Origin of the sequence: Pseudomonas fluorescens (assembly GCF_900215245.1) — a bacterium.
Lineage (GTDB): Bacteria > Pseudomonadota > Gammaproteobacteria > Pseudomonadales > Pseudomonadaceae > Aquipseudomonas > Aquipseudomonas fluorescens.
The window spans coordinates 4,400,554-4,422,635 of sequence record NZ_LT907842.1 but is presented as its reverse complement, the minus strand read 5'-3'; the positions used below and the strand labels follow the sequence as shown (position 1 = coordinate 4,422,635).

Sequence of the window (22,082 nt, the reverse complement as noted above, 5' to 3'; positions counted from 1 at the left end):
ACCTCTAGTTAAGTCAAGGTCAAGCATTGATTCGGAGTTTTTCATGCTCAACAAAGCACTCACCGTCGGCCAACTGGCCGCCCGCAGTGGCGTAGCGGTCACGGCGCTGCACTTCTATGAATCCAAGGGGCTGATCAAGAGCAACCGCAATGCGGGCAACCAGCGCCGCTACCCACGGGATGTGTTGCGGCGGGTGGTGGTGATCAAGATTGCCCAACGCTTGGGGATTCCGCTGGCGACCATTGGCGAAGCATTGCAGACCTTGCCGAATGAGCGCACGCCTACGAAGCAGGATTGGGAACGTCTGTCGGCGCTGTGGCGAGAGGACCTGGACGATCGCATCAACAAATTGTTGCTGCTGCGCGACAAACTCAGTGGGTGCATTGGGTGTGGGTGCCTGTCGTTGGACGCGTGCCCTTTGCGTAATCAGGATGATCAACTCGGCGAGCGTGGGCCGGGGGCACAGCTGTTGGAGCCCACCCCCGAAACCTGACCGGCAGAGGCAACCCTTGTGGGAGCGGATCGTCGGGGCGCGACACAGACGGTGTGACCACCCAATCGCGATCAAACACCGTCTTTGACGCAGCCATCTGCCGGTTCACTGTTGCCGGGCCAACACCTCGTCGGCTACCCGCAAACCGCGCGATACGTGGCCTATAGTGAATAACCCGTACCTCCATAACCCCAATCAAGGAGAACGACATGAGTGCCAAACCTATCCCCGAGGGTTATCACAGCGTCACGCCTTATATGGGCATCGACAACGCCGCCGAAGCCATCGCGTTCTACAAGAAAGCCTTCGGCGCCACGCAAGTCATGCGCCTGGACATGCCCGACGGCAAGGTCGGCCACGCCGAACTGCGCATCGGTGACTCGGCGCTCATGCTGGGCTCGCCCTGCGCTGAAATGGCATTGCGCAATCCGGATGAACACACCAGTGTCGGTCTGCACCTGTATGTGCACGACGTGGATGCGCAATTCGAACGCGCCGTTGCGGCCGGCGCCAGTGTGGTGTCAGAGCCCAAGGATCAGTTCTACGGTGACCGGTCGGCGAGCGTAAAAGATCCATTCGGCCACCTGTGGTTCCTGGCCACACGCAAAGAAGACCTGACCGAAGCACAGATCCGCCAGCGCGCCGAAGCGATGTTCACGCAAGGCTGAGATCGCGCCTGCCCCCCATCTGGTTTGCCTGCGATGCAGATACCTCGGCGTATCCGGGTCTATCGCGTCGATACCATCGCCGGCAAGCCCGCGCCCACAGGGGCCTCGTTGTTTGAACAATAGAGCCTGGCCGGCAGGCTCCTACACACTTCATGAACAACCCCTACACGCTTTCCCCCTTGCCCCGAATGCTGCGTGATTCCAGGATGCAGGCAATCATCACGAGGAGTCATTCCATGTTCGCCGGATTCCAAAAAGACCAGTGCCACGTCAACGGCGTGGACATCAGCTACCGCAAAGGCGGTACAGGTCCGGGTCTGCTCCTGCTGCACGGGCACCCGCAAACCCACGTCATCTGGCACAAAGTCGCCGAACAGTTGGCCGAGCATTTCAGCGTGGTCGCAGCCGACCTGCGCGGCTATGGCGACAGCAGCAAGCCGCCGGCCAACGATCACCACAGCAACTACTCGAAGCGGGAAATGGCCCGCGACGGCGTCGAACTGATGAAGGCGCTGGGCTTTGACACGTTCTCGGTACTGGCCCACGACCGTGGTGCCCGGGTCGCCCATCGCCTGGCGCTGGACCATCCCAAGGCCGTGCAACGCATGGTGCTGCTGGATATTGCGCCAACCCTGGCGATGTACGCCCAAACCGACGAGACCTTCGCCCGCGCCTACTGGCACTGGTTCTTCCTGATCCGCCCGGCGCCGCTGCCGGAGGCGTTGATCGAGAGCAACCCGCAACTCTACCTGCGCAGCGTGATGGGCAGCCGCAGTGCCGGGCTCAAGCCGTTTACCGATGCAGCCTTCGCCGAGTACCTGCGCTGCCTGCAACTGCCAGGTACGGCTCGCGGTATCTGCGAAGACTACCGTGCTGCCGCCAGTATCGACCTTGAGCACGACCAGGCGGACATCGACGCCGGCCACCACCTGAACCTGCCGTTGCTGGTGATGTGGGGCGCCGACGGCACTGTGGGCCGCTGTTTCGAACCGCTGGAGGAGTGGCAGAAAGTCGCCACCGATGTACGTGGCAAAGCACTGCCCGCCGGCCACTATCTTGCTGAAGAAGTGCCTGAACTGTTGCTTGGCGAAGTCCTCGACTTCCTGCGCTGAGCCGTATGCCCCCGTGACCTGACGGACCCGCCTCGCCGGCTGAAAATGCCTGCGACGGGTTCGCTTTGCCCAAAAAAAGCCCCTCGAGATAATAACAATGACAATCCGAAAACTGCTGGGAACCCTCTACGTACAGGTGCTCATCGCGATCGCGCTGGGTGTATTGATCGGCCACGTATGGCCGCAAATCGGTATCGACCTCAAGCCGCTGGGCGACGGGTTTATCAAGCTGATCAAGATGATCATCGGCCCGATCATCTTCTGCACGGTGGTTTCCGGCATCACCAGCATGCACGATGTAAAACAGGTCGGCCGCGTGGGCGGCAAAGCGCTGCTGTACTTCGAGATCGTTTCGACCATCGCGCTGCTGATCGGCATTCTCGCTGCACACCTGCTGCACCCCGGCGTGGGTTTCAATATCGACGTGAAGACCCTCGACAGTTCAGCCATCGCCGGCTTTGTCGGCCAGGCGCAGCACAGTGAGGGCGTGACCGGGTTTCTGCTGAATGTCATCCCCGGGACCTTTTTCGACGCCTTCGCCAAAGGTGAAATTCTGCCGGTGCTGTTTATTTCCGTGCTGTTCGGCCTCGGCCTGGTAATGGTCGGTGAGAAAGCGCGGCCGCTGGTGAGTGTCATCAACCAGGCCAGCGAGGTGTTTTTCCGCATCGTGGCGATGATCAGCCGTGTAGCGCCTATCGGTGCCTTCGGCGCGATTGCGTTCACCATCGGCAAGTACGGCGTGGGCTCATTGCTGCCGCTGCTGAAGCTGGTCGGCACCTTCTATATCACCGCGTTGTTTTTTGTCGCGGTGGTACTGGGCAGCATCGCCCGTTACGCCGGCTTCAGCATTTTCAAGTTGATGGGTTACATCAAGTCGGAACTGCTGATCGTGCTCGGCACCAGCTCGTCGGAGTCGGCGCTGCCGCAACTGATCCAGAAACTCGAAAGCCTCGGCGCGTCCAAAGGCGTGGTGGGTATCGTGGTGCCGACCGGCTACACCTTCAACCTGGACGGCACCAACATCTATATGACCTTGGCGGTGTTGTTCCTGGCCCAGGCCACCAATATCGACCTGCCGCTGGAGCAACAATTGACGTTGCTGGCCGTGGCCATGCTCACCTCCAAAGGCGCCGGTGCCGTCGTCGGTGCCGGCTTTGTGGCATTGGCGGCGAGCCTGGCGGTGGTGCCGACCGTACCGGTGGCAGCGATGGTGCTGATCCTCGGTGTCGACCGCTTCATGGCTGAATGCCGCTCGCTGACCAATATCATCGGTAACGCCGTCGCCACGCTGGTGGTGGCCGCCTGGGAAGGTGAACTGGATCGCGACAAGATGGCGCCGATTGCCCTCAAACATGGCCGGCATGCGCGTGCCGCGCAAGCGAAGATTGCTGCCGAATAGGCATTCACGCCCAGCCGCGCCGGAAGGTGCGCGCATCCGGTGCTATGCTGGCGGCTCATGCCGCCACGCTTGTTTTCTGATGACTAACAAGAAAGATAACGTGCCCCTACCCGAAGACCTGCGGGTGTTCCTGACCGTGATTCGCAAGGCGGGTTTCGCCGCCGCTGCCGATGAGTTGGGGCTGTCGCCTGCGTATGTCAGCAAGCGCATCCAGATCCTCGAAACCACCCTGGCCACTCGCCTGCTGCACCGCACCAGCCGGCGCATCGCCCTCACCGAAGACGGTGAACGGGTGCAGCGCTGGGCCGTGCGCATCCTCGAAGACTTCCAGCAACTTTCCGATGAACTCTGCGACGCCCACGACAGCCCCCGTGGGCATCTGCATATGTGCAGCAGCTTCGGCTTTGGGCGCAACCATGTGGCGCCGGCCCTGTCGTTGCTGGCCGAACAATACCCGGACCTGGAAATCCGCCTGGACCTGTTCGACCGCGTGGTGGACATCGTCAGCGAAGGCTTCGACCTGGAAATTCGCGTGGGCGATGACATTCCCGGTCAACACATCGGCCGACGCTTGGTGAGCAACCGCCGAGTGCTGTGCGCGGCGCCGGCTTACCTGAAGCGTCGGGGCACCCCGCAACAGTTGAGTGACCTGGAGCAGCACGACTGCCTGGTGCTCAAGGAGCGTGACAACGCCTTTGGCATCTGGAACCTGGAGCGTGATGGCAGCGCGCAAAGTGTTCGCGTACGCGGGCCGCTGTCCTCCAACAATGGCGAGATCGTGTTGCAGTGGGCCCTGGACGGACGCGGGGTGCTGCTGCGCTCGATGTGGGATGTGAAGCCGCTGCTCGAACAAGGCAAGCTGGTGCAGGTGTTGCACGGCTACACCCAGAGCGCCAACGTGTGGGCGGTATACCCGACGCGGTTGGCCTACTCCGGGAAATTAAGAGCGTGTGTGGAATTTTTGCAGGAGCACTTCAAGGGGTTGTCGATCTGACGCCCCGATTGGCGCTGTAACCCAGCCATAGGCCCATGACCACCAGGGCGGTCAACGGCAGCCCGTGGAACAACACAATCACTTGGGCCGGCGCCCACGTCAGGTAGAACGGCCCGACCACGAGCATGCCTACGCCAAAGCCGGCCATCTGGATCAGGGTCAATAAACTGAAGAGCGGCAGGCGCAGGCTATCCGGTTCACTCTGCGCGCGGGAAACCAAGGCCACCTCGGAAATACCATCTCCCAACCCCGCCCACACCACCCACACCAGCGCCAGCCACAGTTCGCTTTGTTGGAAGGTCAGGATAAAGCCGCTGGACATCAGCGCCACACCGGCCATAAACAGGCGCTCCATGCCTGCGGTACCACGACTTTTCAACACGGCACTGGCCAGCCGCGCGCCCACGAACTTGCCACAGGCCCAAACCGCCAGCAGGTAGCCCATCACGGTCTTTGCCGTATCGGGCGAAATGTACTGGGACAACACCGGCCAGCCGACGTTATGCGCAGCGCTGCCAAGGGTGTCGAGCAGGCTGATCAATAACATCGCGGCCAGCACCGGCGCGCTCCGCAGGCCTTTCTTCAGTTCATGCCATTCAGCCGCGAGGCCTCGATGCACGGACATCGCACCTGAGTACAACGCCCGCAACGGCAGGATCAGGCAGGCGGCAACCATATAGGTGCCGATGTTCACGGCAAACACGGCTTCGAATCCCGCCGTGGCAATCAGCCCCCCAGACAACAAGCTGCCAAACACCGCACCGGTGGCGGCCGCAGAAGTAATCCATGCATTGGTGGAAACCCGCTGCTCCAGCGCTACCCAGGTGGGCAACTGACTGTTCAGGCCAATCGCAAACAACGAATTGCACAAGCCGATGCCAAACGCGATGAAGGGCAGCACGCTGAGCTGATGTGTCGGTATCAACACCAGCAGCGGCATCAGCAATAAGGCTCGGGCAAGGTCCAGCCCGGCCAACGTGCCTCGTCCGGCAAAGCGCCTGAAAAAAGCAATCCCGAACAGGCTCGCAATAATCCCACCGGTAACGCGGCACGCCAGGAAGACACTGACAAACATCACGCTGTGGCTGAGCCAATACACGTAAGTGGACAACGCCACCATGTTGAGGAACGCGCCGAAATCCGACACCCCGCGCGCGAAGATGATCAAGCGTGCATTGCGGGTCGAGCGCGTTGATTCAGGCTCAACGTTCAGCACGTGCATGGCAGAGACTTCCTTTTCTTATAATGAGCCGACGTCCTTGTCGGTCCCACTTAAGTCTACGGTGCCCGGTGTGTCAACCAAGCCAGGGGTTGGCCGCCAGGTGCCTGCGCTCGAACGCCTGGATCTGGTCACTGCGCTGCAAAGTGCTGCCAATCGCATCCAGGCCGAGCAGCAGCGCGGTCTTGCGCAAGGTGTCGATCTGGAAGGGGATCACCTGGCCGTCCGCGAGGCGAATCTGCTGCGCCTGCAGATCCACACTGATCTGCGCCTGTTCAGGCTGGCTTACGGTCTGCCCGAGCGCCTGCAGCAGCGCATCGTCCAGAGTGATCAACAACACGCCGTTACGCTGGCAGTTGTCATAAAAAATCCCGGCAAAGCGGCTGCCGATCAGCGCGCGAATCCCCATTTGCTTCAAGCCCCACACCGCATGCTCACGGCTGGAGCCACAGCCGAAGTTCGGCCCGACCACCATAAAGCACGCGCCCTGCCAGGCCGGCTGGTTGAGCACGAATGCCGGGTTGGGCTCGCCTGACGCGAGGAAGCGCAGGTCGAAGAACAACCCTCGGTCGAGACCGCTGCGGTCGATGCCCTTGAGAAATTGCTTGGGCATGATCACGTCGGTGTCGATATTCGCTGCAAGCATCGGCGCAGCCTTGCCGGTGACCTGGGTGAACGGTTGCAGGCTCATGCGCGGTCTCCAAAGTGACGAATATCGGTGAGGCGGCCGGTGATGGCGGCGGCGGCGACCATGGCCGGGCTCATCAGGTGAGTGCGGGCGCCGGCGCCCTGGCGCCCTTCGAAGTTGCGGTTGGTGCTGGACGCGCAGCGGTCGCCGGGGGCCAGCACATCGTCGTTCATCGCCAGGCACATCGAGCAGCCGGACTGGCGCCATTCGAAGCCGGCGTCGATAAAGATCGCCGCGAGCCCTTCGGCTTCGGCCTGGTCGCGCACGGCGGTGGAGCCGGGGACAATCATCGCCCGTACGTGGTCGGCCACGTGTTTGCCGCGCACCACACTGGCAGCGTCGCGCAGGTCCTCGATGCGGGCATTGGTGCAAGAGCCGATAAACGCATGGCTGATCACGATATCGCTCAGCGGCATGCCGGCCTCCAGGCCCATGTAATTCAGCGCGCGGCGCATGTCCTGGCGCAGGATCAGGTCGCTCACCTCTTGCGGGTCGGGCACGCGGGCGCCGATGGGGGCGGCCTGGTCGGGGCTGGTGCCCCAAGTGACCATGGGTTCCAGGGTGCTGGCATCGAGCTGCACTTCTTGATCAAACACGGCGTCGGCATCCGAATGCAGCTGGCGCCAGCCGACCAGTGCCTGTTCCCACAACGCGCCTTTCGGCGCGCGAGGCTTGCCCTTGAGGTAGGCGAAAACTTTTTCGTCCGGCGCCATGAATGCGCCGCGCGCACCGGCTTCCACGGCCATGTTGCAGATGGTCATGCGCGCTTCGACACTCAGCGCATCCACGGTGGAACCGCGAAACTCAATGGCGTAGCCGGTGGCACCGGACGCGCCGATCTTGCCGATCAGCGCCATGATCACGTCCTTGGAGGTCAGGCCGCGCGCCAGTTTGCCGTCGACGGTCACACGCATGCTTTTCAGGCGCTTGTAGACCAGGGTCTGCGAGGCCAGCAGGTGCTCGATTTCGGAGGTGCCGATGCCAAACCCGAACGCGCCCAATGCGCCGTAGGTGGTGGTGTGGCTATCACCGGCGGCGATCACCATGCCCGGCAAAATGAAGCCCTGCTCCGGCGCAATCACGTGTTCGATGCCTTGGCGCTTGTCGAGGATATCCAGCAGCTCGATGCCGAAATCCTGGCAGTTTTCCGCCAGGTACGACACCTGCCGCGCGCCGGCCGCATCGGGCATCGTCGCAGTACGCGTGGGCGTGGTGGGGTTTACATGGTCAACCACCGCCAGCGCCGTGCCAGGGCGCCAAACCTTACGCCCGGCCTCGCGCATGCCGCTGAACGCCTGGGGGCTGGTGTATTCGTTGATCACCTGGCGGTCGATGTACAGAAGGACATGGCCCTGGTCGTCCAGGGGGCACACCGTATGGGAATCGATGTGTTTGTCGTAGAGGGTTCTGGCAGTCATTTTTTCTTCGGGCTCACTCAACGGTGTGCCCCCATCCTACGCAGCCCCCCGGCCCCATCAATGGCACCTGGGTGATGGCTTGGAACATGTTTCGTGTTCGATCAAGGCGCGAAAAGCCCAGTGAATGCGAACCTGAAACATTTTCTTTCATTTGCGGCTTGGGGATTTCTCATGCTCATCCGTCTTAACTTAGATACAGCCCGTCGCGTCAGCAAAAGCTACGACCGGCCATTTCCGGGCCTCCATCGCCCTCCTTCGTTCAAGACCCGTATTCACATGTCTAACGTTCACACGTCAAAGAAGTCACGTTCAAAACTCTGGTTTCTGGTGCACAGCTGGCTGGCGTTACCCATCTGGTTTTTTGTGCTGATCGTCTGCGTGACCGGCACCCTGGCGGTGGTCAGCCAGGAAATCGTGTGGCTGGCCAACCCGGATATCCGTGCAAGCAAGCCGTCGGAAGATGCCCGGATGCTGAGCTTTGACCAGGTGATCGCCGCGATCAAACGCGAAGAGCCCCAAGTGATTGTGCAGTCGATCATCCGCCCGGACGAAACGCACTTCGCCCTCAGTGTCGACCTCAGCTACCCGGATGGGCGCTCCGTCGAGGCCTACGTCAACCCCTACACCGGGGCGATCCAGGGCATCAGCCCAGCCTTCGATTTCAAGCAATTTACCCGCGCCCTGCACGGCTGGTGGCTGGTGCCGTTCACTAATGGCTTCAGTTGGGGGTGGTACCTGGTCTCGGCGCTCGGCCTGCCGTTGCTGGCGTCACTGGTGACCGGGCTGGTGGTCTACAAGCGTTTCTGGAAGGGTTTTCTGCGACCGACCCTGCGTATCCGTCACGGTGCGCGAATCTTCTGGGGGGACTTCCATCGCCTGAGCGGGATCTGGTCAATCTGGTTTATCGCGGTGATTTCCATCACCGGCACGTGGTTCCTGATCCAGGCGATCCTGGGGGACAACCAGATTTCCATCTCCAGCGAACCGATCGTCCCCGTGATCGCCCGTGAGAAGGTGCCGATGTCCGCGCCGGGTGTGCCGGCACCGATGATCCCACTGGACGACGCCATCGAGATTGCCAGCCAACGCATTCCCGGGCTGGATGCGACGTTTGTGTTCCTGCCGCTCAACGCCTATAGCCACCTGCAAATCGGCGGGCGCGGCTGGTACCCGCTGATGTTCCAGACGGCCCAACTCAACCCGTACAGCGGCGAGATCGCGGTGTCGCACTTGCTGTCCGACCGCTCAACGCTGGAGTTCGTCACCGAATCCATGCGCCCGCTGCACACCGGCGACTTTGGCGGGCTGTGGATCAAGCTGATCTGGGCGTTCTTCGGCCTGGTGCTGAGCATGATGGTGTTGAGTGGCCTGCTGATCTGGACCAAGCGCACCGCCCTGGCCACCCTCAATGCACTCAAGCGCAGCAATAAGGCGTCGCGCCAACCGGCCGCCCTCCCCGCCAGGCAGGCTGAAACCTCGGAGGCCAACGGATGAGCAAGGTCACTGCTGCTACACCGCCTTCGAGGCTGCGCGCTGTTTGGCTGAAATGGCGGTTCCATATCAACATCCTGCTGTTGCTGGTACCCCTGGGGTTCATGCCCAAATACTTCGCCGATGCCGCACTGTTTCGCGGTGACACCGGGATTGGCGAGCGGGTCGTCGGCGACGTGCAGGTCGGGCCCTGGAGCCTGACACTCGCCGAATTCCGCAACGAAGGCCCGAGCCCGGACCCGGCCGGCCCGATGAAATTCTTCAACGCCGCCCTGTGTGACACCTGTGCCGCGCAGGTCAAGGCCACCTACCTGCGTATCGGCAAACCACGCAGCTTGCGCGCCGCCGGGGTGATCTTCTTTGGTACGCCTTACCGCATGGGCGCCGCATTGCCGGTGCCTGAGCGCACGCCGGTCGATGCCGAACTGTGGGTCACCATGGAAGGCTGGGACGGCACGATGCACCAGGGTTCCATCCCGCTAAGCCAGGCCTCGCCTGCCACCATTGCCTGGCTGAACAAGCAAGGAGTTAAACCATGACGTTCAAGCACCTGACCCACGCCGCTGCGGCACTATTGCTTTGCGCAGGTTTCAGTACCACCGCCCTGGCCCACAACCCGATGTGCGAATGCAAGGAAATCCCCGGCGAGCAGATCCAGTGCACCGGCGGTTTCTCCGACGGCAGCGGCGCCCCGGGCGTGACCCTGGACGTCATCGGCTACGACGAAACCATCCTGCTGCCCGGCAAACTCGGCCAGGACTCGACCCTGACCTTCAAAAAGCCCGCCGCCGAGTTCTATGTGCTGTTTGATGCGGGCCCCGGCCACGTCGTTGAAATCGACCAAGCGGATATCCAGCCTCAATGAGCACGACACAGGTTGTACGCCCCGCCGGTGCCGGCCACGAAACCCTCTACGTGTTGCTGCTGTGCCTGATCATCCTCACGGTGGCCGGTTCGGTGGTGGCCCTGCACAGTGAAACCCAGGAAGTCGCGGCGCTGCCCAGCCACCAGTTGGACGCCCGTCGCGACCTCAGCGCATCCGAACAAGGCATCTACGCCGACCTGCGGGTGACCCTGGATGAAATCCAGCTGCTGCAACAGGAGCACAGTGCCCTGCCGACGCCTGCGCAACTGGCCGAAGCAGGTTTTGCACCGTTTGCCCAGGACGCCAGTTCGGTCAGCCGTGGCGACCACCGCTGGACGTTGCTGGCGCCTGCTGCCTATTTGGGCCTGAGCCAGACGCCGAGCGCCAGCGGCTCGCTGCTGATGCGCGTGCACGGTGCCGAGGCGGATATCTGGCTCAACCGCCAAGCCCACCTTGCCCCCCCTTCCGACCTCACTGACCAGGCGCTGATCGCCGCCGGCTGGCAACAGGTGGTCGCGCAATTCGATGCCGGCGTTACGCGCCAGCACCGTCACTGAACGAGAAGACCGAGTGCCCATGTCTATTTCATCTCCCCTGTTGCGCCTGTTGCTGGTTAGCCTGTTCAGCCTGATGCTGGCGCCCTTGGCAAATGCCGAGGCGGCCAAACGCTTGCGTATCGGCATCACCCTGCACCCTTATTACAGTTACGTGGCTAACATTGTCGGCGACAAAGCCGACGTGGTCCCGCTGATTCCGGCAGGCTTCAACCCGCATGCCTACGAGCCGCGCGCCGAAGACATCAAGCGCATCGGCACCCTCGATGTGATCGTGCTCAACGGCGTCGGACATGACGATTTCGCCGACCGCATGATCGCCACCAGCGAGCGCCCGGACATCCCGGTGATCGAGGCCAACGCCAACGTGCCGTTGCTCGCCGCCACGGGGAATGCCGCGCGTGGCGCGGGCAAGGTGGTCAACCCGCACACCTTCCTGTCGATCAGCGCGTCGATTGCCCAGGTCAACAACATCGCCCGCGAGTTGGGCAAGCTTGACCCGGACAATGCCAAGGCCTACACCCAGAATGCCCGCGCCTACGGCAAGCGCCTGCGCCAGATGCGCGCCGACGCCCTGGCCAAGCTGACCAGCGCGCCCAACCCCGACCTGCGCGTGGCCACCGTGCACGCCGCCTACGACTACCTGCTGCGCGAATTCGGCCTGGAAGTCACCGCCGTGGTCGAGCCCGCCCACGGTATCGAGCCAAGCCCCAGCCAGTTGAAAAAAACCATCGACGAACTGCGCGCCCTGGATGTGAAGGTGATCTTCTCGGAGATGGATTTCCCGTCCACCTACGTCGAGACCATCCAGCGTGAATCCGGGGTCAAGCTGTACCCGCTGTCGCATATTTCCTACGGCGAATACACACCCGAAAAATACGAAGTGGAAATGACCGGCAACCTCAACACCGTGGTGCGGGCGATTCAGGAGTCGGGGGCATGACAGCGGCGGAGCAACTCAAAGCGGCCAGCGTCGGCCCAACCCTGGACTTCGATAACGTGTCACTGACCCTCGGCCGCACGGTGATTCTTGACGCTGTCAGTTTCCAGGTAGAACCGGGCAGCATTCATGCGTTGGTCGGCCCGAACGGCGGCGGCAAAAGTTCGCTGATCAAGACGCTGTTGGGGCAAACGCCGCACCACGGTCAATTGCGCCTGCAATGGCCAACGACGCCCGGCACCATCGGGTACGTGCCCCAGGCGCTGGAATTCGACCGGGGCTTGCCGATGACGGTGGACGACTTCATGGCCGCCATGTGTCAACGCCGCCCGGCGTTTCTGGGCCTGTCCAAACACTACGCCGCCGCGATTGGCGAGGCGCTGGAACGGGTGGGTATGCAGGACAAGCGCAAACGCCGCATGGGCGCGTTATCCGGTGGTGAGCGTCAGCGTGTGTTGCTGGCCCAGGGCCTGATCCCGTCGCCCCACCTGCTGGTGCTGGATGAACCGATGTCGGCCCTCGACGAGGCGGGTATCCAGGTGTTCGAACGGCTGCTGAATGACTGGCGGCTGGCCGGGATCACCGTGCTGTGGATCGAACACGACCTGGAAGCCGTCGGCCGTCTCGCCGACCGCGTCACCGGCCTGAACCGCCGCGTGCTGTTCGACGCCACCCCCAACGCGGCGCTGACCCCGGACCGCCTGCTGACCCTGTTCTCCACCCACCCGCGGAGCTCGGCGCCATGAGTTATGAAGCGTTTCGTTTGATGGTCCAGGGCTGGGCCTCGTCCGGGTACCTGCCGGAAGCGTTGGCCTATGGGTTTGTGGTCAATGCCTTGCTCGCCGGTTTGCTGATAGGCCCGGTACTCGGCGGCCTGGGGACGCTGGTGGTGGTCAAACGCTTTGCGTTTTTCTCCGAGGCTGTCGGGCATGCCGCGCTGACCGGCGTGGCCGTGGGCATTCTGCTCGGCGAACCCTATACCGGGCCCTATGGCGCGCTGTTCGGCTACTGCCTGCTGTTCGGCATCCTGCTCAATTACCTGCGCAACCGCACCGGCCTGGCGCCGGACACCTTGATCGGCGTGTTCCTGTCGGTGTCACTGGCATTGGGCGCCAGCCTGCTGTTGATCCTGGCAGGCAAGATCAACGTGCATATCCTGGAAAACGTGCTGTTTGGCTCAGTGTTGACGGTGAACGCCAATGACTTGCTGGTGCTGGGCGTGGTTGGCTCGCTGGTGATGGCCCTGGCGCTGCCACTGTATAACCGCATCATGCTGGCCAGCTTCAACCCGCAACTGGCAGCGGTGCGCGGTGTGGCGGTGAAGACGCTGGACTACTTGTTCGTGATCCTCGTGACACTGATCACCGTGGCGGCCGTCAAGGTGATCGGCGCCATCCTGGTGGGCGCGCTGCTGGTGATTCCGGCCGCCGCGGCGCGCCTGCTGAGCCAGTCGCTCAAAGGGTTTTTCTGGGTATCGGTGGTGATTGCCACACTCAGCACGCTGTGCGGCATCCTGCTGCCGATCATCTTCGACCTGCCCATCCCCTCCGGCGCCGCGATCATTCTGGTCGCCGGTATCGCCTTCGCCTTCGCCGCCATCGCGCGCGGCACCGTGCCCAGCCTCAAAGGGAATCTTGGATAATGCGCCCTGTCGTTCGCCCACTGGCCCTGGCCATCGCTTGTTTGCTCAGCACCTCGGCGCTGGCCGTCGACGGCCTCGACCCCAAGGCATTCAAAGTCAACCAAGGCCTCGGCCATGCCGCCCTGACCCAAACCAAAAAAACGGTCAAGGTCCTGGCTTCTTTGCCCATCACCTACGGGCTGGCCGAGGTGCTGCTCAAGGGCACCGACGTGCAGCTTGAGCGGGCTGCGCCGGCCAACCTGCCCGGCTCGCGCCAGGTGTCCTACTTCACGGGCCGTGGCGCCCCGGCGCTGAATACCCTGGCGCAGGATGCCGACGCCGCCATCGGCCTGCGCTCGCTGTGGGCAGACGACCCGCTGTACCCGGTGGCGCGGCGCAGCAATATCCGTATCGTCGAAGTCGACGCCGCGCGCCCGGTGGACGGCGGTTTGCCAGGCATCGCCGTGCAACCTGGCAGTGCTGATGGCTTGAACAGCCAGCCCTGGCAGTCGGGCAACAATATGGGACGCATGGCCGATGTGATGGCCGCCGACCTTGGCCGCCTGGCGCCCAGCGCCAAACCGAAGATCGACGCCAACCTGGCGGCCCTCAAGCAACGCCTGCTCAAGCTCAGCGCCCACAGCGAGGCGCGGCTGGCCAAGGCGGACAACCTGAGTGTGGTCAGCCTGAGCGATCACTTCGCGTATCTGGTCAGCAGCTTGAACCTGGACGTGGTCGCTACCGATGCACGGCCGGATGCGGACTGGACGCCACAAGCGTTGCAGGCATTCAGTGCGCGCTTGAAGGACAACGACGTGGCAGTGGTGCTGCAGCATCGTCAGCCGAGTGAAGCGGTTAAAGCGGCGGTGACGGCAGGTGGTGCGCAATTGTTGGTGTTGAATGTCGACGGCGCGGACCCGGTGGCAGAGCTGGAAACCAATGTGGATCAGCTCATTAAAACCCTCACACCTGATACCTGACCGCCAGAGTTTTCGTGGCGAGCGGGCTCGCCACGGGCGTTAAACCACATCAACGCCGACATGAATCGCATCATGCCGCCAGAACTCCAGGTCGCAGTCGATCAAGCGCTGGTGCTGGTCATAGTTGACCCGGGCGATGCGCAAGCCCGGGCTACCCACCGACACGCGCAACGCGCCGGCGGCCTCCACCGGCAATGACGTCGGCACAATTTCGAAGCGCACGCGGCCGTACTGCAAGTCGTACTTGCGCGCATACAGCTCGGTCATTGATTGATTCAGGTCGCATTCCAGAATCCCCGGAAAATACTGCGGGTTCAGGTAGTGCTCCACATACAGCACCAGGCGCCCATCAATCCGTCGGCCCCGGCAAATCTGGATCACCCTCGACAACGCCGGCAACTGCAGCCACGCACACACCGCTGCCGACGCCGGTTGCAGGCGTGCAGAAATCACCTCGGTGGACGCCACGCGGCCCTGGTCGCTGACCATCGCGTGAAAGTGGCTGCGTTGCATCAGGTTGTAAGCCAGCCGTGGCGGCGAGACAAACCACCCACGGCGCTCCTCGCGATAAATCTGGCCTTGGGCCTCCAGTTGTAACAAGGCTTCCCGCACCGTAATTCGAGTGGTACCAAACAACTCGCTGAGCTTGCGCTCGGCGGGCAATTTACTCGCCGGCGGCAACAGGCCGTGGTCGATCTGCTCTTGCAGCGCCAGGCCGATGGAGGTCACCGCCTTGATTGCCTCATCACGCATCAACATTACCTATCTGGACTAGACCAGCACCGTTCAAGTGCACAAACCGCGCTTTATTTGGGCTTCTGCTATTGCCTGCCAGCCTAGGCATTACAGATGACCGACAGATGACAGTCCCTGTCCAGGCCCTGCACCACACCCTGCAATACATCGGCCAAGTCCAGGGCCTGCGGGTACTTGAGCATGGTCTACGCTGAGTCTGCACTGAGCGACAAAAGCGATTTAAAAACGACACAGACATGAAACTGTCATCCATCGAGCCTAGATTGGCTCAGGTATTGCTCTGACCTAGTCCAACACCACCGCAAACGTTCTTAAAAACGCCGCGTTGAAAACGCCCAAAGGAGCTTCGGATGAAAAAGCTTTTCCTGGCATCACTGTTAGGCTCGACCATTGCCATGTGCACCGCTGCCATGGCCGCTGATACCGATCTGAAAACGCTGGAAGCCGCCGCGAAAGCGGAAGGCGCCGTCAACAGCGTCGGCATGCCCGATGACTGGGCCAACTGGAAAGGCACCTGGGAAGACCTGGCCAAGACCTATGGCCTCAAGCACATCGACACCGACATGAGCTCGGCCCAGGAAATCGCCAAGTTCGCTGCCGAAAAAGACAACGCCAGCGCCGATATCGGTGACGTCGGCGCAGCCTTCGGCCCGATCGCGGTGAAACAGGGCGTTGCGCAACCGTACAAGCCAAGCACCTGGGCACAAGTCCCGGATTGGGCGAAAGACAAAGATGGCAACTGGGCCCTGGCCTACACCGGCACCATCGCGTTTATCGTCAACAAAAAGCTGCTGCACGGCTCCGACGCCCCAAAAAGCTGGGCTGACCTGAAGACCGGCAAATACAAGGTTTCCATCGGTGACGTGAGCACTGCCGCACAAGCCGCCAACGGCGTGCTGGCAGCAGCGCTGGCCAATGGTGGCGACGAGAAGAACATTCAGCCGGCACTGCTGATGTTCGCCGAGATCGCCAAGCAAGGCCGCCTGTCACTGGCCAACCCAACTATCGCCACCATGGAAAAAGGCGAAGTGGAAGTGGGCGTGGTCTGGGACTTCAACGGCTTGAGCTACAAAGCCAAGATGGCCAACCCGGATGACTACGTCGTGCTGATCCCATCGGACGGCTCGGTGATTTCCGGCTACACCACCATCATCAACAAATACGCCAAGCACCCGAACGCCGCCAAGCTGACCCGCGAATACATCTTCAGCGACGCCGGCCAGACCAACCTGGCGCGCGGCAACGCCCGTCCGATCCGTGCCGAGCACTTGACCTTGCCTGCCGACGTCCAGGCCAAGCTGCTGCCTAACGAGCAGTACAAGAAAGTCACGCCGATCAAAGATGCCGACGCGTGGGAAAAGACCTCCAAGGCACTGCCGCAGAAGTGGCAGGAAGAAGTCATCATCAATATGCAGTAAGGCTGTAGCCCACATTGGAGATCCAATGTGGGCACGGGCTTGTGTGGGAGCGGGCTTGTCCGCGCCCACAGTTTTGACCCCGTTCCTCAAGTGAAATTGAGTCAAGCCTATCGTTGCGGAGCGTCTCCCCTTATGAAGCACAACGTCATCCTTGTGGTGCTCGACGGCCTGAACTACGAGGTTGCCCGACACGCCATGGGGCATCTCCAGGCCTATATCGGCGCAGGACGCGCAGCGCTTTACAAACTGGACTGTGAACTGCCGGCCCTGTCCCGGCCGTTGTATGAATGCATCCTCACCGGCGTGCCACCGATCGACAGCGGCATCGTCCACAACAATGTCTCGCGCCTGTCCAACCAGCGCAGCATTTTCCATTACGCCACCGACGCAGGGCTCACTACCGCGGCGGCCGCCTATCACTGGGTCAGCGAGTTGTATAACCGCACGCCCTTTATTGCCGCGCGTGATCGTCATACCGACGACAAGGCGCTGGCGATCCAGCACGGGCATTTCTACTGGAATGACCACTACCCGGATTCGCACCTGTTCGCCGATGCCGAAAGCCTGCGCCGCCAACACGCGCCGAACTTCCTGGTGGTGCACCCGATGAACATTGATGACGCCGGCCACAAGCATGGCCTCGACACGCCGCAATACCGCAACAGCGCACGCTCGGCCGACATCATCCTCGCCGACTACCTGCAAGGCTGGCTCGACGCCGGCTACCAGGTGCTGGTGACTGCGGACCACGGCATGAACAATGATCGCTCCCACAACGGCCTGCTGCCGGAAGAACGTGAAGTGCCACTGTTCGTGCTGGGCTCGGCCTTCACCTTCGACCCTTGCGCCAGCCCCAAGCAAACCGAACTGTGCGGCACTGTCTGCGAACTGCTCGGTGTGCCCCACGACAAACCTGTATGCCGGGAGCTGCTGAAGTGAGCGCCATCATCCGTGGCAAATGGCTGGCGATCCTCTGCCTGCTGCCGTTTGCGCTGTTCTTCATCGTGTTTGAAATCGCCCCGCTGGTGTGGGTGATGATCAACAGCCTGCAATCGGAGGAGTTCGGCTGGGGCCTGGCCAACTTCACCAGGATCTTCAGTTCGAAGTTCTACCTGCAAGCCATCCAGTACAGCCTGGAGATCAGCTTCTATTCCAGCGTGTTCGGCATCATCATTTCAGTGCTCGGCAGCTACTCATTGCGCCGTGTGGATGGGCCGCTGCGCAACTTCGTGACCGCCTTTGCCAACATGACCAGCAACTTTGCCGGCGTGCCCCTGGCCTTCGCGTTCATCATCCTGCTGGGTTTCAACGGCAGCATCACCATCATGCTCAAGCAGGCCGGGATCATTCAGGACTTCAACCTGTATTCCAAGACCGGGCTGATCATTCTCTATACCTACTTCCAGATTCCGCTGGGCGTGCTGCTGCTGTACCCGGCCTTCGATGCGTTGCGTGAAGACTGGCGCGAATCGGCCTCGCTGCTCGGCGCCAGCGGCTGGCAGTTCTGGCGGCACATCGGCCTGCCGGTGCTCACCCCTGCCCTGCTCGGCACCTTCGTGATCCTGCTGGCCAACGCCCTCGGCGCCTATGCCACGGTCTACGCGCTGACCACCGGCAACTTCAACGTCTTGCCGATTCGCATCGCAGCGATGGTCTCCGGCGACATCTCCCTGGACCCGAACATGGCCAGTGCCCTGGCCGTGGTGCTGGTGGCGCTGATGACGGTGGTCACCGTGGTCCATCAACTGCTGCTCAAGAGGAGCTACCATGTCTCGCGCTGAAGCCGGCTCGGCCTCCCTCTACCATCGGATAGTGGTGTGTGTGTTATTCGCGATCCTGGTGTTGCCGCTGGTGGGCACCTTTGTCTACTCCATTGCCAGCAGTTGGTCGGCGACGATCTTGCCCGCCGGCTTCACCTTCAAATGGTACGTGCAGCTCTGGAGCGACCCGCGCTTCCTGGCGGCCTTCGGCCAGTCGCTGCTGGTGTGCGTGGGCGCGCTGATCCTGTCGGTGGTGCTGATCTTGCCGCTGCTGTTCGTGGTGCATTACCACTTCCCCAAACTCGACGCGCTGATGAACATTTTGATCCTGCTGCCCTTCGCGGTGCCGCCGGTGGTGTCATCGGTGGGCTTGCTGCAGTTATATGGCTCCGGGCCATTTGCGATGGTGGGCACGCCGTGGATTCTGATCGGCTGCTACTTCACCGTGGCTCTGCCCTTCATGTACCGCGCGATCACCAACAACCTTCAAGCGATCAACCTGCGCGACCTGATGGACGCCTCGCAACTGCTGGGTGCCAGCACCTGGCAGGCAGCGATCCTGGTGGTGCTGCCAAACCTGCGCAAAGGCCTGATGGTGGCGCTGCTGCTGTCGTTCTCGTTCCTGTTCGGTGAGTTCGTGTTCGCCAATATTCTGGTCGGCACCCGCTACGAAACCCTGCAGGTCTACCTGAACAACATGCGCAACACGAGCGGCCACTTCACCAGCGCCATCGTCATTTCCTATTTCTTCTTTGTGCTGGTGCTGACCTGGGCCGCCAATATCTTGAACAAGGACAAAAGCCAATGAGCTTCGTCAGCGTCCAACACCTGCAAAAAGGCTACGCCGGCACCCCGGTGTTCAGTGACATCAACTGCGAGATCGCCAAGGGCGAGTTCGTCACCCTGCTTGGCCCTTCCGGTTGTGGCAAGTCGACCTTGCTGCGCTGCATCGCTGGGCTGACGTCGGTGGACAGTGGGAAAATTCTGCTGGATGGCCAGGACATCGTCCCCCTCAGCCCGCAGAAACGGCATATCGGCATGGTATTCCAAAGTTATGCGCTGTTCCCCAACATGACCGTGGAACAGAACGTCGCCTTCGGCCTGCGCATGCAAAAGGTCAACGCCGACGACAGCCACAAGCGTGTGCAGGAAGTGCTGCAACTGGTGGAACTCAAGGAGCTCGCCGGTCGTTACCCGCACCAGATGTCCGGCGGCCAGTGCCAGCGGGTGGCACTCGCCCGCTCGCTGGTGACCCGCCCGCGCCTGTTGCTGCTGGATGAGCCGCTGTCGGCGCTGGACGCCCGGATTCGCAAGCACTTGCGCGAACAGATCCGCCAGATCCAGCGTGAACTGGGGCTGACCACGATCTTCGTGACCCATGACCAGGAAGAAGCCCTGACCATGTCGGACCGCATCTTCCTGATGAACCAGGGCAAGATTGTGCAGAGCGGCGATGCCGAGACCCTCTACACCGCGCCGGTGGATGTATTCGCCGCGGGGTTTATCGGCAACTACAACCTGCTCGACGCCGACAAGGCCAGCCAGTTGCTGCAACGCCCGATCAACGGGCGCATCGCAATTCGCCCGGAAGCCATCGAACTGAGCCGCAGCGGCGAGCTGGATGCGTTGGTGCGCAGCCACAGCTTGCTGGGCAATGTGATTCGCTATCGCATCGAAGCGCGCGGTGTGGAGTTGGTGGTCGACGTGCTCAACCGGTCCGCCGACGACTTGCACCCGGATGGGCAGCGCCTGGCACTTTCCATCGACCCAAGTGCGTTGTGTGAAGTAGCCTGACGCAACGAATTAATTCAGAGAGCATGACGGATGGCATTGGTAATTTTTGATCTGGACGACACCTTGATCCACGGCGACTGCGCCACGTTGTGGAGCGAGCAGATGGGCCGCCTGGGCTGGGTCGACCCTGAGTCGTTCATGCGCAAGAACAACGAACTGATGGACGCCTACAGCCAGGGCAAGCTGTTGATGGAAGACTTCATGGACTTCAGCCTGGAGCCCATGATCGGGCGCACGCAGGAGGAAATCGACCACCTGGTAGAGCCATGGGTCGAGGATGTGATTGAGCCACTGATCTACAGCGACGCCACCAAAACCATCGCCCGGCACCGTGCAAATGGCGATCGGATTCTGGTGATTTCCGCCTCGGGTACGCACTTGGTCACACCGATTGCCGCACGTATCGGTATTGATGAAGTGCTGGGGATTGATCTGGAAGTCAGCCATGGCGCTTACAGCGGCCGAACCGTGGGCGTACTGACTTACCGTGAAGGCAAGATCACCCGGTTGCTGGAATGGCTGGAGCAGGAAGGTGAATCACTGGAAGGGGCGTACTTTTACTCGGATTCGCGCAATGATTTGCCATTGCTGCTGAAGGTCGATCACCCGCAGGTGGTGAACCCCGACCCGGTGTTGCGCGAGCATGCTGAAAAAGCCGGCTGGCCGATCCACAACTGGGTCTGACCCCAACCTCTTTGAATTGAATCCAATCAAAATGTGGGAGGGGGCTTGCTCCCGATAGCGGTATGACAGTGAAGAATTCTTCATCTGACACACTGCGATCGGGAGCAAGCCCCCTCCCACACCGGGTTACATTTCAACTTGAGATCAGACCAAGCGCTCGTCAATCACCAACACCAATTTCCCGGAAATCTGGTTGCTCGCCAATTCGGCAAAGGCCGCCTCGGCATCCCTGATCGAGAAAGTCTTGGCCAGTTGCGGACTCAAACGGCCCTCAACAAAAAGCGGCCACACCTGCTGGCTCAAATCACTCAACAGGCCCGCCTTGAACTCATCACTGCGGCTGCGCAAGGTCGAGCCGAGCAACTGAATGCGCTTGCCCAGCACCTGCGCCAGGTCGAGCTGAGCATCACGCCCGCCCATCAAGCCGATCAACACCCAACGACCATCCAGGGCCAACAGCTTCAGGTCCAGGCCAGCATAGTTGCCGCCGACCGGGTCGAGGATCACATCGAACGGCCCAAAATCGCGCAGCCCTTCAATGCCGTCGGTACGTACCACGCCGCCCTGGGCGCCAAGTGCCTCGCAGTAGGCCAGCCGTTCCGCCGAGCCGACACTGACCCAGCACGGGCTGCCAAATGCCTTGCACAACTGGATCGCCGCCGAGCCGACGCCACTGGCGCCGGCATGCAACAAGACTTTTTCGCCGGGTTTGAGGCCCGCCAACTGGAACAGATTCAGCCACGCCGTGCTGTACACCTCTGGCAGCGCCGCGGCTTCAGCCAGCGACAAACCTTCCGGCACCGGCAGCACGTGGCGCGCGTCCACCACCACTTCTTCGGCCATGCCGCCACCGGCCAGCAGCGCGCAGACGCGATCGCCGACTTGCCAGGACGAACCTGCGCCCACTTCGCTGATCACCCCGGAACACTCCAGGCCGAGCACATGGCTAGCCCCCGGAGGCGGCGGATAGAGCCCGGCGCGCTGTAACAAATCAGCGCGATTAAGGCCAGCGGCCGCCACACGAATGCGAACTTGGCCTACATCGCAGGTAGGACTGGGCTCTTCCAACCACTCCACATGACCTTCAACGCCTTGCAATGCTTTCACAGTGCCTCCATAGTGAGTCTGGACTGAGCCCGTAGCTGTAGCGCCGGGCTTTTTGCATTATGCGACCGGATCATATGGAACCGGCTCCCTCAAAGACGGCCTAATATGCGTTATCAATTGC

The 22,082-nt window shown here is 61.7% G+C and carries 24 protein-coding genes; 19 read left to right on the top strand and 5 right to left on the bottom strand.

Annotation, left to right across the window (positions count from 1 at the left end):
* Nucleotides 1-43: 43 nt before the first annotated feature.
* From soxR to CPH89_RS20770, 5 genes are all read left to right on the top strand, one after another.
* A complete protein-coding gene (gene soxR, locus CPH89_RS20790; RefSeq protein WP_053255322.1) occupies nt 44-493 on the top strand; it encodes a redox-sensitive transcriptional activator SoxR in 450 nt (149 codons plus the stop codon).
* 209 nt (nt 494-702) lie between these two features.
* Nucleotides 703-1,161, top strand: coding sequence for a VOC family protein (locus tag CPH89_RS20785; RefSeq protein WP_053255321.1), 459 nt, complete (start codon nt 703-705; stop codon nt 1,159-1,161).
* Nucleotides 1,162-1,397: 236 nt separating this feature from the next.
* Nucleotides 1,398-2,273, top strand: a complete 876-nt coding sequence (locus CPH89_RS20780; protein WP_053255320.1) for an alpha/beta fold hydrolase — start codon at nt 1,398-1,400, stop codon at nt 2,271-2,273.
* Nucleotides 2,274-2,370: 97 nt separating this feature from the next.
* Nucleotides 2,371-3,672 (top strand): dicarboxylate/amino acid:cation symporter, encoded by a 1,302-nt coding sequence (locus tag CPH89_RS20775; RefSeq protein WP_053255319.1) that lies wholly within the window; start codon nt 2,371-2,373, stop codon nt 3,670-3,672.
* 79 nt (nt 3,673-3,751) lie between these two features.
* A complete protein-coding gene (locus CPH89_RS20770; RefSeq protein WP_053255318.1) occupies nt 3,752-4,666 on the top strand; it encodes a LysR substrate-binding domain-containing protein in 915 nt (304 codons plus the stop codon).
* Here CPH89_RS20770 and CPH89_RS20765 read toward each other — a convergent pair.
* The 3 genes from CPH89_RS20765 to leuC form a co-directional block, all read right to left on the bottom strand.
* On the bottom strand, nt 4,647-5,888 hold the full coding sequence (locus CPH89_RS20765; RefSeq protein WP_053255317.1) for an MFS transporter: 1,242 nt from the start codon (nt 5,886-5,888) through the stop codon (nt 4,647-4,649). The two genes, CPH89_RS20770 and CPH89_RS20765, sit on opposite strands and share 20 nt — an antisense overlap.
* Before the next feature lie 73 nt (nt 5,889-5,961).
* Nucleotides 5,962-6,576, bottom strand: a complete 615-nt coding sequence (leuD, locus tag CPH89_RS20760) for a 3-isopropylmalate dehydratase small subunit (RefSeq protein WP_053255316.1) — start codon at nt 6,574-6,576, stop codon at nt 5,962-5,964.
* Nucleotides 6,573-7,991 (bottom strand): 3-isopropylmalate dehydratase large subunit, encoded by a 1,419-nt coding sequence (leuC, locus tag CPH89_RS20755; protein WP_053255315.1) that lies wholly within the window; start codon nt 7,989-7,991, stop codon nt 6,573-6,575. Before leuC ends, leuD begins: the two co-directional genes overlap by 4 nt.
* A gap of 276 nt (nt 7,992-8,267) precedes the next feature.
* Here leuC and CPH89_RS20750 point away from each other — a divergent pair, with 276 nt between their 5' ends.
* From CPH89_RS20750 to CPH89_RS20715, 8 genes are read left to right on the top strand one after another with little or no spacing between them, the layout of a single operon-like run.
* A complete protein-coding gene (locus CPH89_RS20750) occupies nt 8,268-9,485 on the top strand; it encodes a PepSY-associated TM helix domain-containing protein (protein WP_053255314.1) in 1,218 nt (405 codons plus the stop codon).
* Entirely contained in the window at nt 9,482-10,021 is a 540-nt protein-coding gene (locus CPH89_RS20745) for a PA2404 family protein (protein WP_053255313.1), read from the top strand. The genes CPH89_RS20750 and CPH89_RS20745 overlap by 4 nt, the downstream gene beginning before the upstream one ends.
* A complete protein-coding gene (locus tag CPH89_RS20740; protein ID WP_053255312.1) occupies nt 10,018-10,347 on the top strand; it encodes a hypothetical protein in 330 nt (109 codons plus the stop codon). Before CPH89_RS20745 ends, CPH89_RS20740 begins: the two co-directional genes overlap by 4 nt.
* Complete coding sequence (locus CPH89_RS20735) at nt 10,344-10,904, top strand: DUF6162 family protein (protein ID WP_053255311.1); 561 nt, start codon at nt 10,344-10,346, stop codon at nt 10,902-10,904. Before CPH89_RS20740 ends, CPH89_RS20735 begins: the two co-directional genes overlap by 4 nt.
* Before the next feature lie 19 nt (nt 10,905-10,923).
* A complete protein-coding gene (locus tag CPH89_RS20730; RefSeq protein WP_053255310.1) occupies nt 10,924-11,844 on the top strand; it encodes a metal ABC transporter substrate-binding protein in 921 nt (306 codons plus the stop codon).
* Nucleotides 11,841-12,587, top strand: a complete 747-nt coding sequence (locus CPH89_RS20725) for a metal ABC transporter ATP-binding protein (protein WP_053255309.1) — start codon at nt 11,841-11,843, stop codon at nt 12,585-12,587. Before CPH89_RS20730 ends, CPH89_RS20725 begins: the two co-directional genes overlap by 4 nt.
* Nucleotides 12,584-13,483 (top strand): metal ABC transporter permease, encoded by a 900-nt coding sequence (locus CPH89_RS20720; protein WP_053255308.1) that lies wholly within the window; start codon nt 12,584-12,586, stop codon nt 13,481-13,483. Before CPH89_RS20725 ends, CPH89_RS20720 begins: the two co-directional genes overlap by 4 nt.
* On the top strand, nt 13,483-14,442 hold the full coding sequence (locus CPH89_RS20715) for a metal ABC transporter solute-binding protein, Zn/Mn family (RefSeq protein ID WP_053255307.1): 960 nt from the start codon (nt 13,483-13,485) through the stop codon (nt 14,440-14,442). Before CPH89_RS20720 ends, CPH89_RS20715 begins: the two co-directional genes overlap by 1 nt.
* Before the next feature lie 39 nt (nt 14,443-14,481).
* Here CPH89_RS20715 and CPH89_RS20710 read toward each other — a convergent pair whose 3' ends face one another.
* Complete coding sequence (locus CPH89_RS20710) at nt 14,482-15,195, bottom strand: UTRA domain-containing protein (RefSeq protein WP_053255367.1); 714 nt, start codon at nt 15,193-15,195, stop codon at nt 14,482-14,484.
* A gap of 353 nt (nt 15,196-15,548) precedes the next feature.
* Here CPH89_RS20710 and CPH89_RS20705 point away from each other — a divergent pair, with 353 nt between their 5' ends.
* The 6 genes from CPH89_RS20705 to CPH89_RS20680 all read left to right on the top strand — a co-directional run bounded on the left by CPH89_RS20705 (nt 15,549) and on the right by CPH89_RS20680 (nt 20,854).
* Nucleotides 15,549-16,616 (top strand): ABC transporter substrate-binding protein, encoded by a 1,068-nt coding sequence (locus tag CPH89_RS20705; RefSeq protein WP_053255306.1) that lies wholly within the window; start codon nt 15,549-15,551, stop codon nt 16,614-16,616.
* A 132-nt stretch (nt 16,617-16,748) separates the two neighbouring features.
* Nucleotides 16,749-17,555: an alkaline phosphatase family protein gene (locus CPH89_RS20700; protein ID WP_053255305.1), complete on the top strand. Its 807-nt coding sequence runs from the start codon at nt 16,749-16,751 to the stop codon at nt 17,553-17,555.
* Nucleotides 17,552-18,397 carry an ABC transporter permease gene (locus tag CPH89_RS20695; RefSeq protein ID WP_053255304.1) on the top strand — a complete coding sequence of 282 codons (846 nt, stop codon included), beginning with the start codon at nt 17,552-17,554 and terminating at the stop codon, nt 18,395-18,397. The genes CPH89_RS20700 and CPH89_RS20695 overlap by 4 nt, the downstream gene beginning before the upstream one ends.
* The gene (locus tag CPH89_RS20690; protein WP_053255303.1) at nt 18,384-19,184 is read left to right on the top strand and encodes an ABC transporter permease; all 801 of its coding nucleotides are present in this window, start codon (nt 18,384-18,386) and stop codon (nt 19,182-19,184) included. The genes CPH89_RS20695 and CPH89_RS20690 overlap by 14 nt, the downstream gene beginning before the upstream one ends.
* Nucleotides 19,181-20,170, top strand: coding sequence for an ABC transporter ATP-binding protein (locus tag CPH89_RS20685; RefSeq protein ID WP_053255302.1), 990 nt, complete (start codon nt 19,181-19,183; stop codon nt 20,168-20,170). Before CPH89_RS20690 ends, CPH89_RS20685 begins: the two co-directional genes overlap by 4 nt.
* 30 nt (nt 20,171-20,200) lie before the next feature.
* Nucleotides 20,201-20,854 (top strand): HAD family hydrolase, encoded by a 654-nt coding sequence (locus CPH89_RS20680; protein WP_053255301.1) that lies wholly within the window; start codon nt 20,201-20,203, stop codon nt 20,852-20,854.
* A gap of 144 nt (nt 20,855-20,998) precedes the next feature.
* Here CPH89_RS20680 and CPH89_RS20675 read toward each other — a convergent pair whose 3' ends face one another.
* Entirely contained in the window at nt 20,999-21,961 is a 963-nt protein-coding gene (locus CPH89_RS20675; protein WP_053255300.1) for a zinc-binding dehydrogenase, read from the bottom strand.
* Between the last annotated feature and the right edge of the window lie 121 nt (nt 21,962-22,082).

Excerpts from the sequence above, each read along its gene's own strand:
- soxR (WP_053255322.1), top strand. The coding sequence starts at position 44 with ATGCTCAACAAAGCACTCACCGTCGGCCAACTGGCCGCCCGCAGTGGC.
- CPH89_RS20785 (WP_053255321.1), top strand. The coding sequence starts at position 703 with ATGAGTGCCAAACCTATCCCCGAGGGTTATCACAGCGTCACGCCTTAT.
- CPH89_RS20780 (WP_053255320.1), top strand. The coding sequence starts at position 1,398 with ATGTTCGCCGGATTCCAAAAAGACCAGTGCCACGTCAACGGCGTGGAC.
- CPH89_RS20775 (WP_053255319.1), top strand. The coding sequence starts at position 2,371 with ATGACAATCCGAAAACTGCTGGGAACCCTCTACGTACAGGTGCTCATC.
- CPH89_RS20770 (WP_053255318.1), top strand. The coding sequence starts at position 3,752 with ATGACTAACAAGAAAGATAACGTGCCCCTACCCGAAGACCTGCGGGTG.
- CPH89_RS20765 (WP_053255317.1), bottom strand. The coding sequence starts at position 5,888 with ATGCACGTGCTGAACGTTGAGCCTGAATCAACGCGCTCGACCCGCAAT.
- leuD (WP_053255316.1), bottom strand. The coding sequence starts at position 6,576 with ATGAGCCTGCAACCGTTCACCCAGGTCACCGGCAAGGCTGCGCCGATG.
- leuC (WP_053255315.1), bottom strand. The coding sequence starts at position 7,991 with ATGACTGCCAGAACCCTCTACGACAAACACATCGATTCCCATACGGTG.
- CPH89_RS20750 (WP_053255314.1), top strand. The coding sequence starts at position 8,268 with ATGTCTAACGTTCACACGTCAAAGAAGTCACGTTCAAAACTCTGGTTT.
- CPH89_RS20745 (WP_053255313.1), top strand. The coding sequence starts at position 9,482 with ATGAGCAAGGTCACTGCTGCTACACCGCCTTCGAGGCTGCGCGCTGTT.
- CPH89_RS20740 (WP_053255312.1), top strand. The coding sequence starts at position 10,018 with ATGACGTTCAAGCACCTGACCCACGCCGCTGCGGCACTATTGCTTTGC.
- CPH89_RS20735 (WP_053255311.1), top strand. The coding sequence starts at position 10,344 with ATGAGCACGACACAGGTTGTACGCCCCGCCGGTGCCGGCCACGAAACC.
- CPH89_RS20730 (WP_053255310.1), top strand. The coding sequence starts at position 10,924 with ATGTCTATTTCATCTCCCCTGTTGCGCCTGTTGCTGGTTAGCCTGTTC.
- CPH89_RS20725 (WP_053255309.1), top strand. The coding sequence starts at position 11,841 with ATGACAGCGGCGGAGCAACTCAAAGCGGCCAGCGTCGGCCCAACCCTG.
- CPH89_RS20720 (WP_053255308.1), top strand. The coding sequence starts at position 12,584 with ATGAGTTATGAAGCGTTTCGTTTGATGGTCCAGGGCTGGGCCTCGTCC.
- CPH89_RS20715 (WP_053255307.1), top strand. The coding sequence starts at position 13,483 with ATGCGCCCTGTCGTTCGCCCACTGGCCCTGGCCATCGCTTGTTTGCTC.
- CPH89_RS20710 (WP_053255367.1), bottom strand. The coding sequence starts at position 15,195 with ATGCGTGATGAGGCAATCAAGGCGGTGACCTCCATCGGCCTGGCGCTG.
- CPH89_RS20705 (WP_053255306.1), top strand. The coding sequence starts at position 15,549 with ATGAAAAAGCTTTTCCTGGCATCACTGTTAGGCTCGACCATTGCCATG.
- CPH89_RS20700 (WP_053255305.1), top strand. The coding sequence starts at position 16,749 with ATGAAGCACAACGTCATCCTTGTGGTGCTCGACGGCCTGAACTACGAG.
- CPH89_RS20690 (WP_053255303.1), top strand. The coding sequence starts at position 18,384 with ATGTCTCGCGCTGAAGCCGGCTCGGCCTCCCTCTACCATCGGATAGTG.
- CPH89_RS20685 (WP_053255302.1), top strand. The coding sequence starts at position 19,181 with ATGAGCTTCGTCAGCGTCCAACACCTGCAAAAAGGCTACGCCGGCACC.
- CPH89_RS20680 (WP_053255301.1), top strand. The coding sequence starts at position 20,201 with ATGGCATTGGTAATTTTTGATCTGGACGACACCTTGATCCACGGCGAC.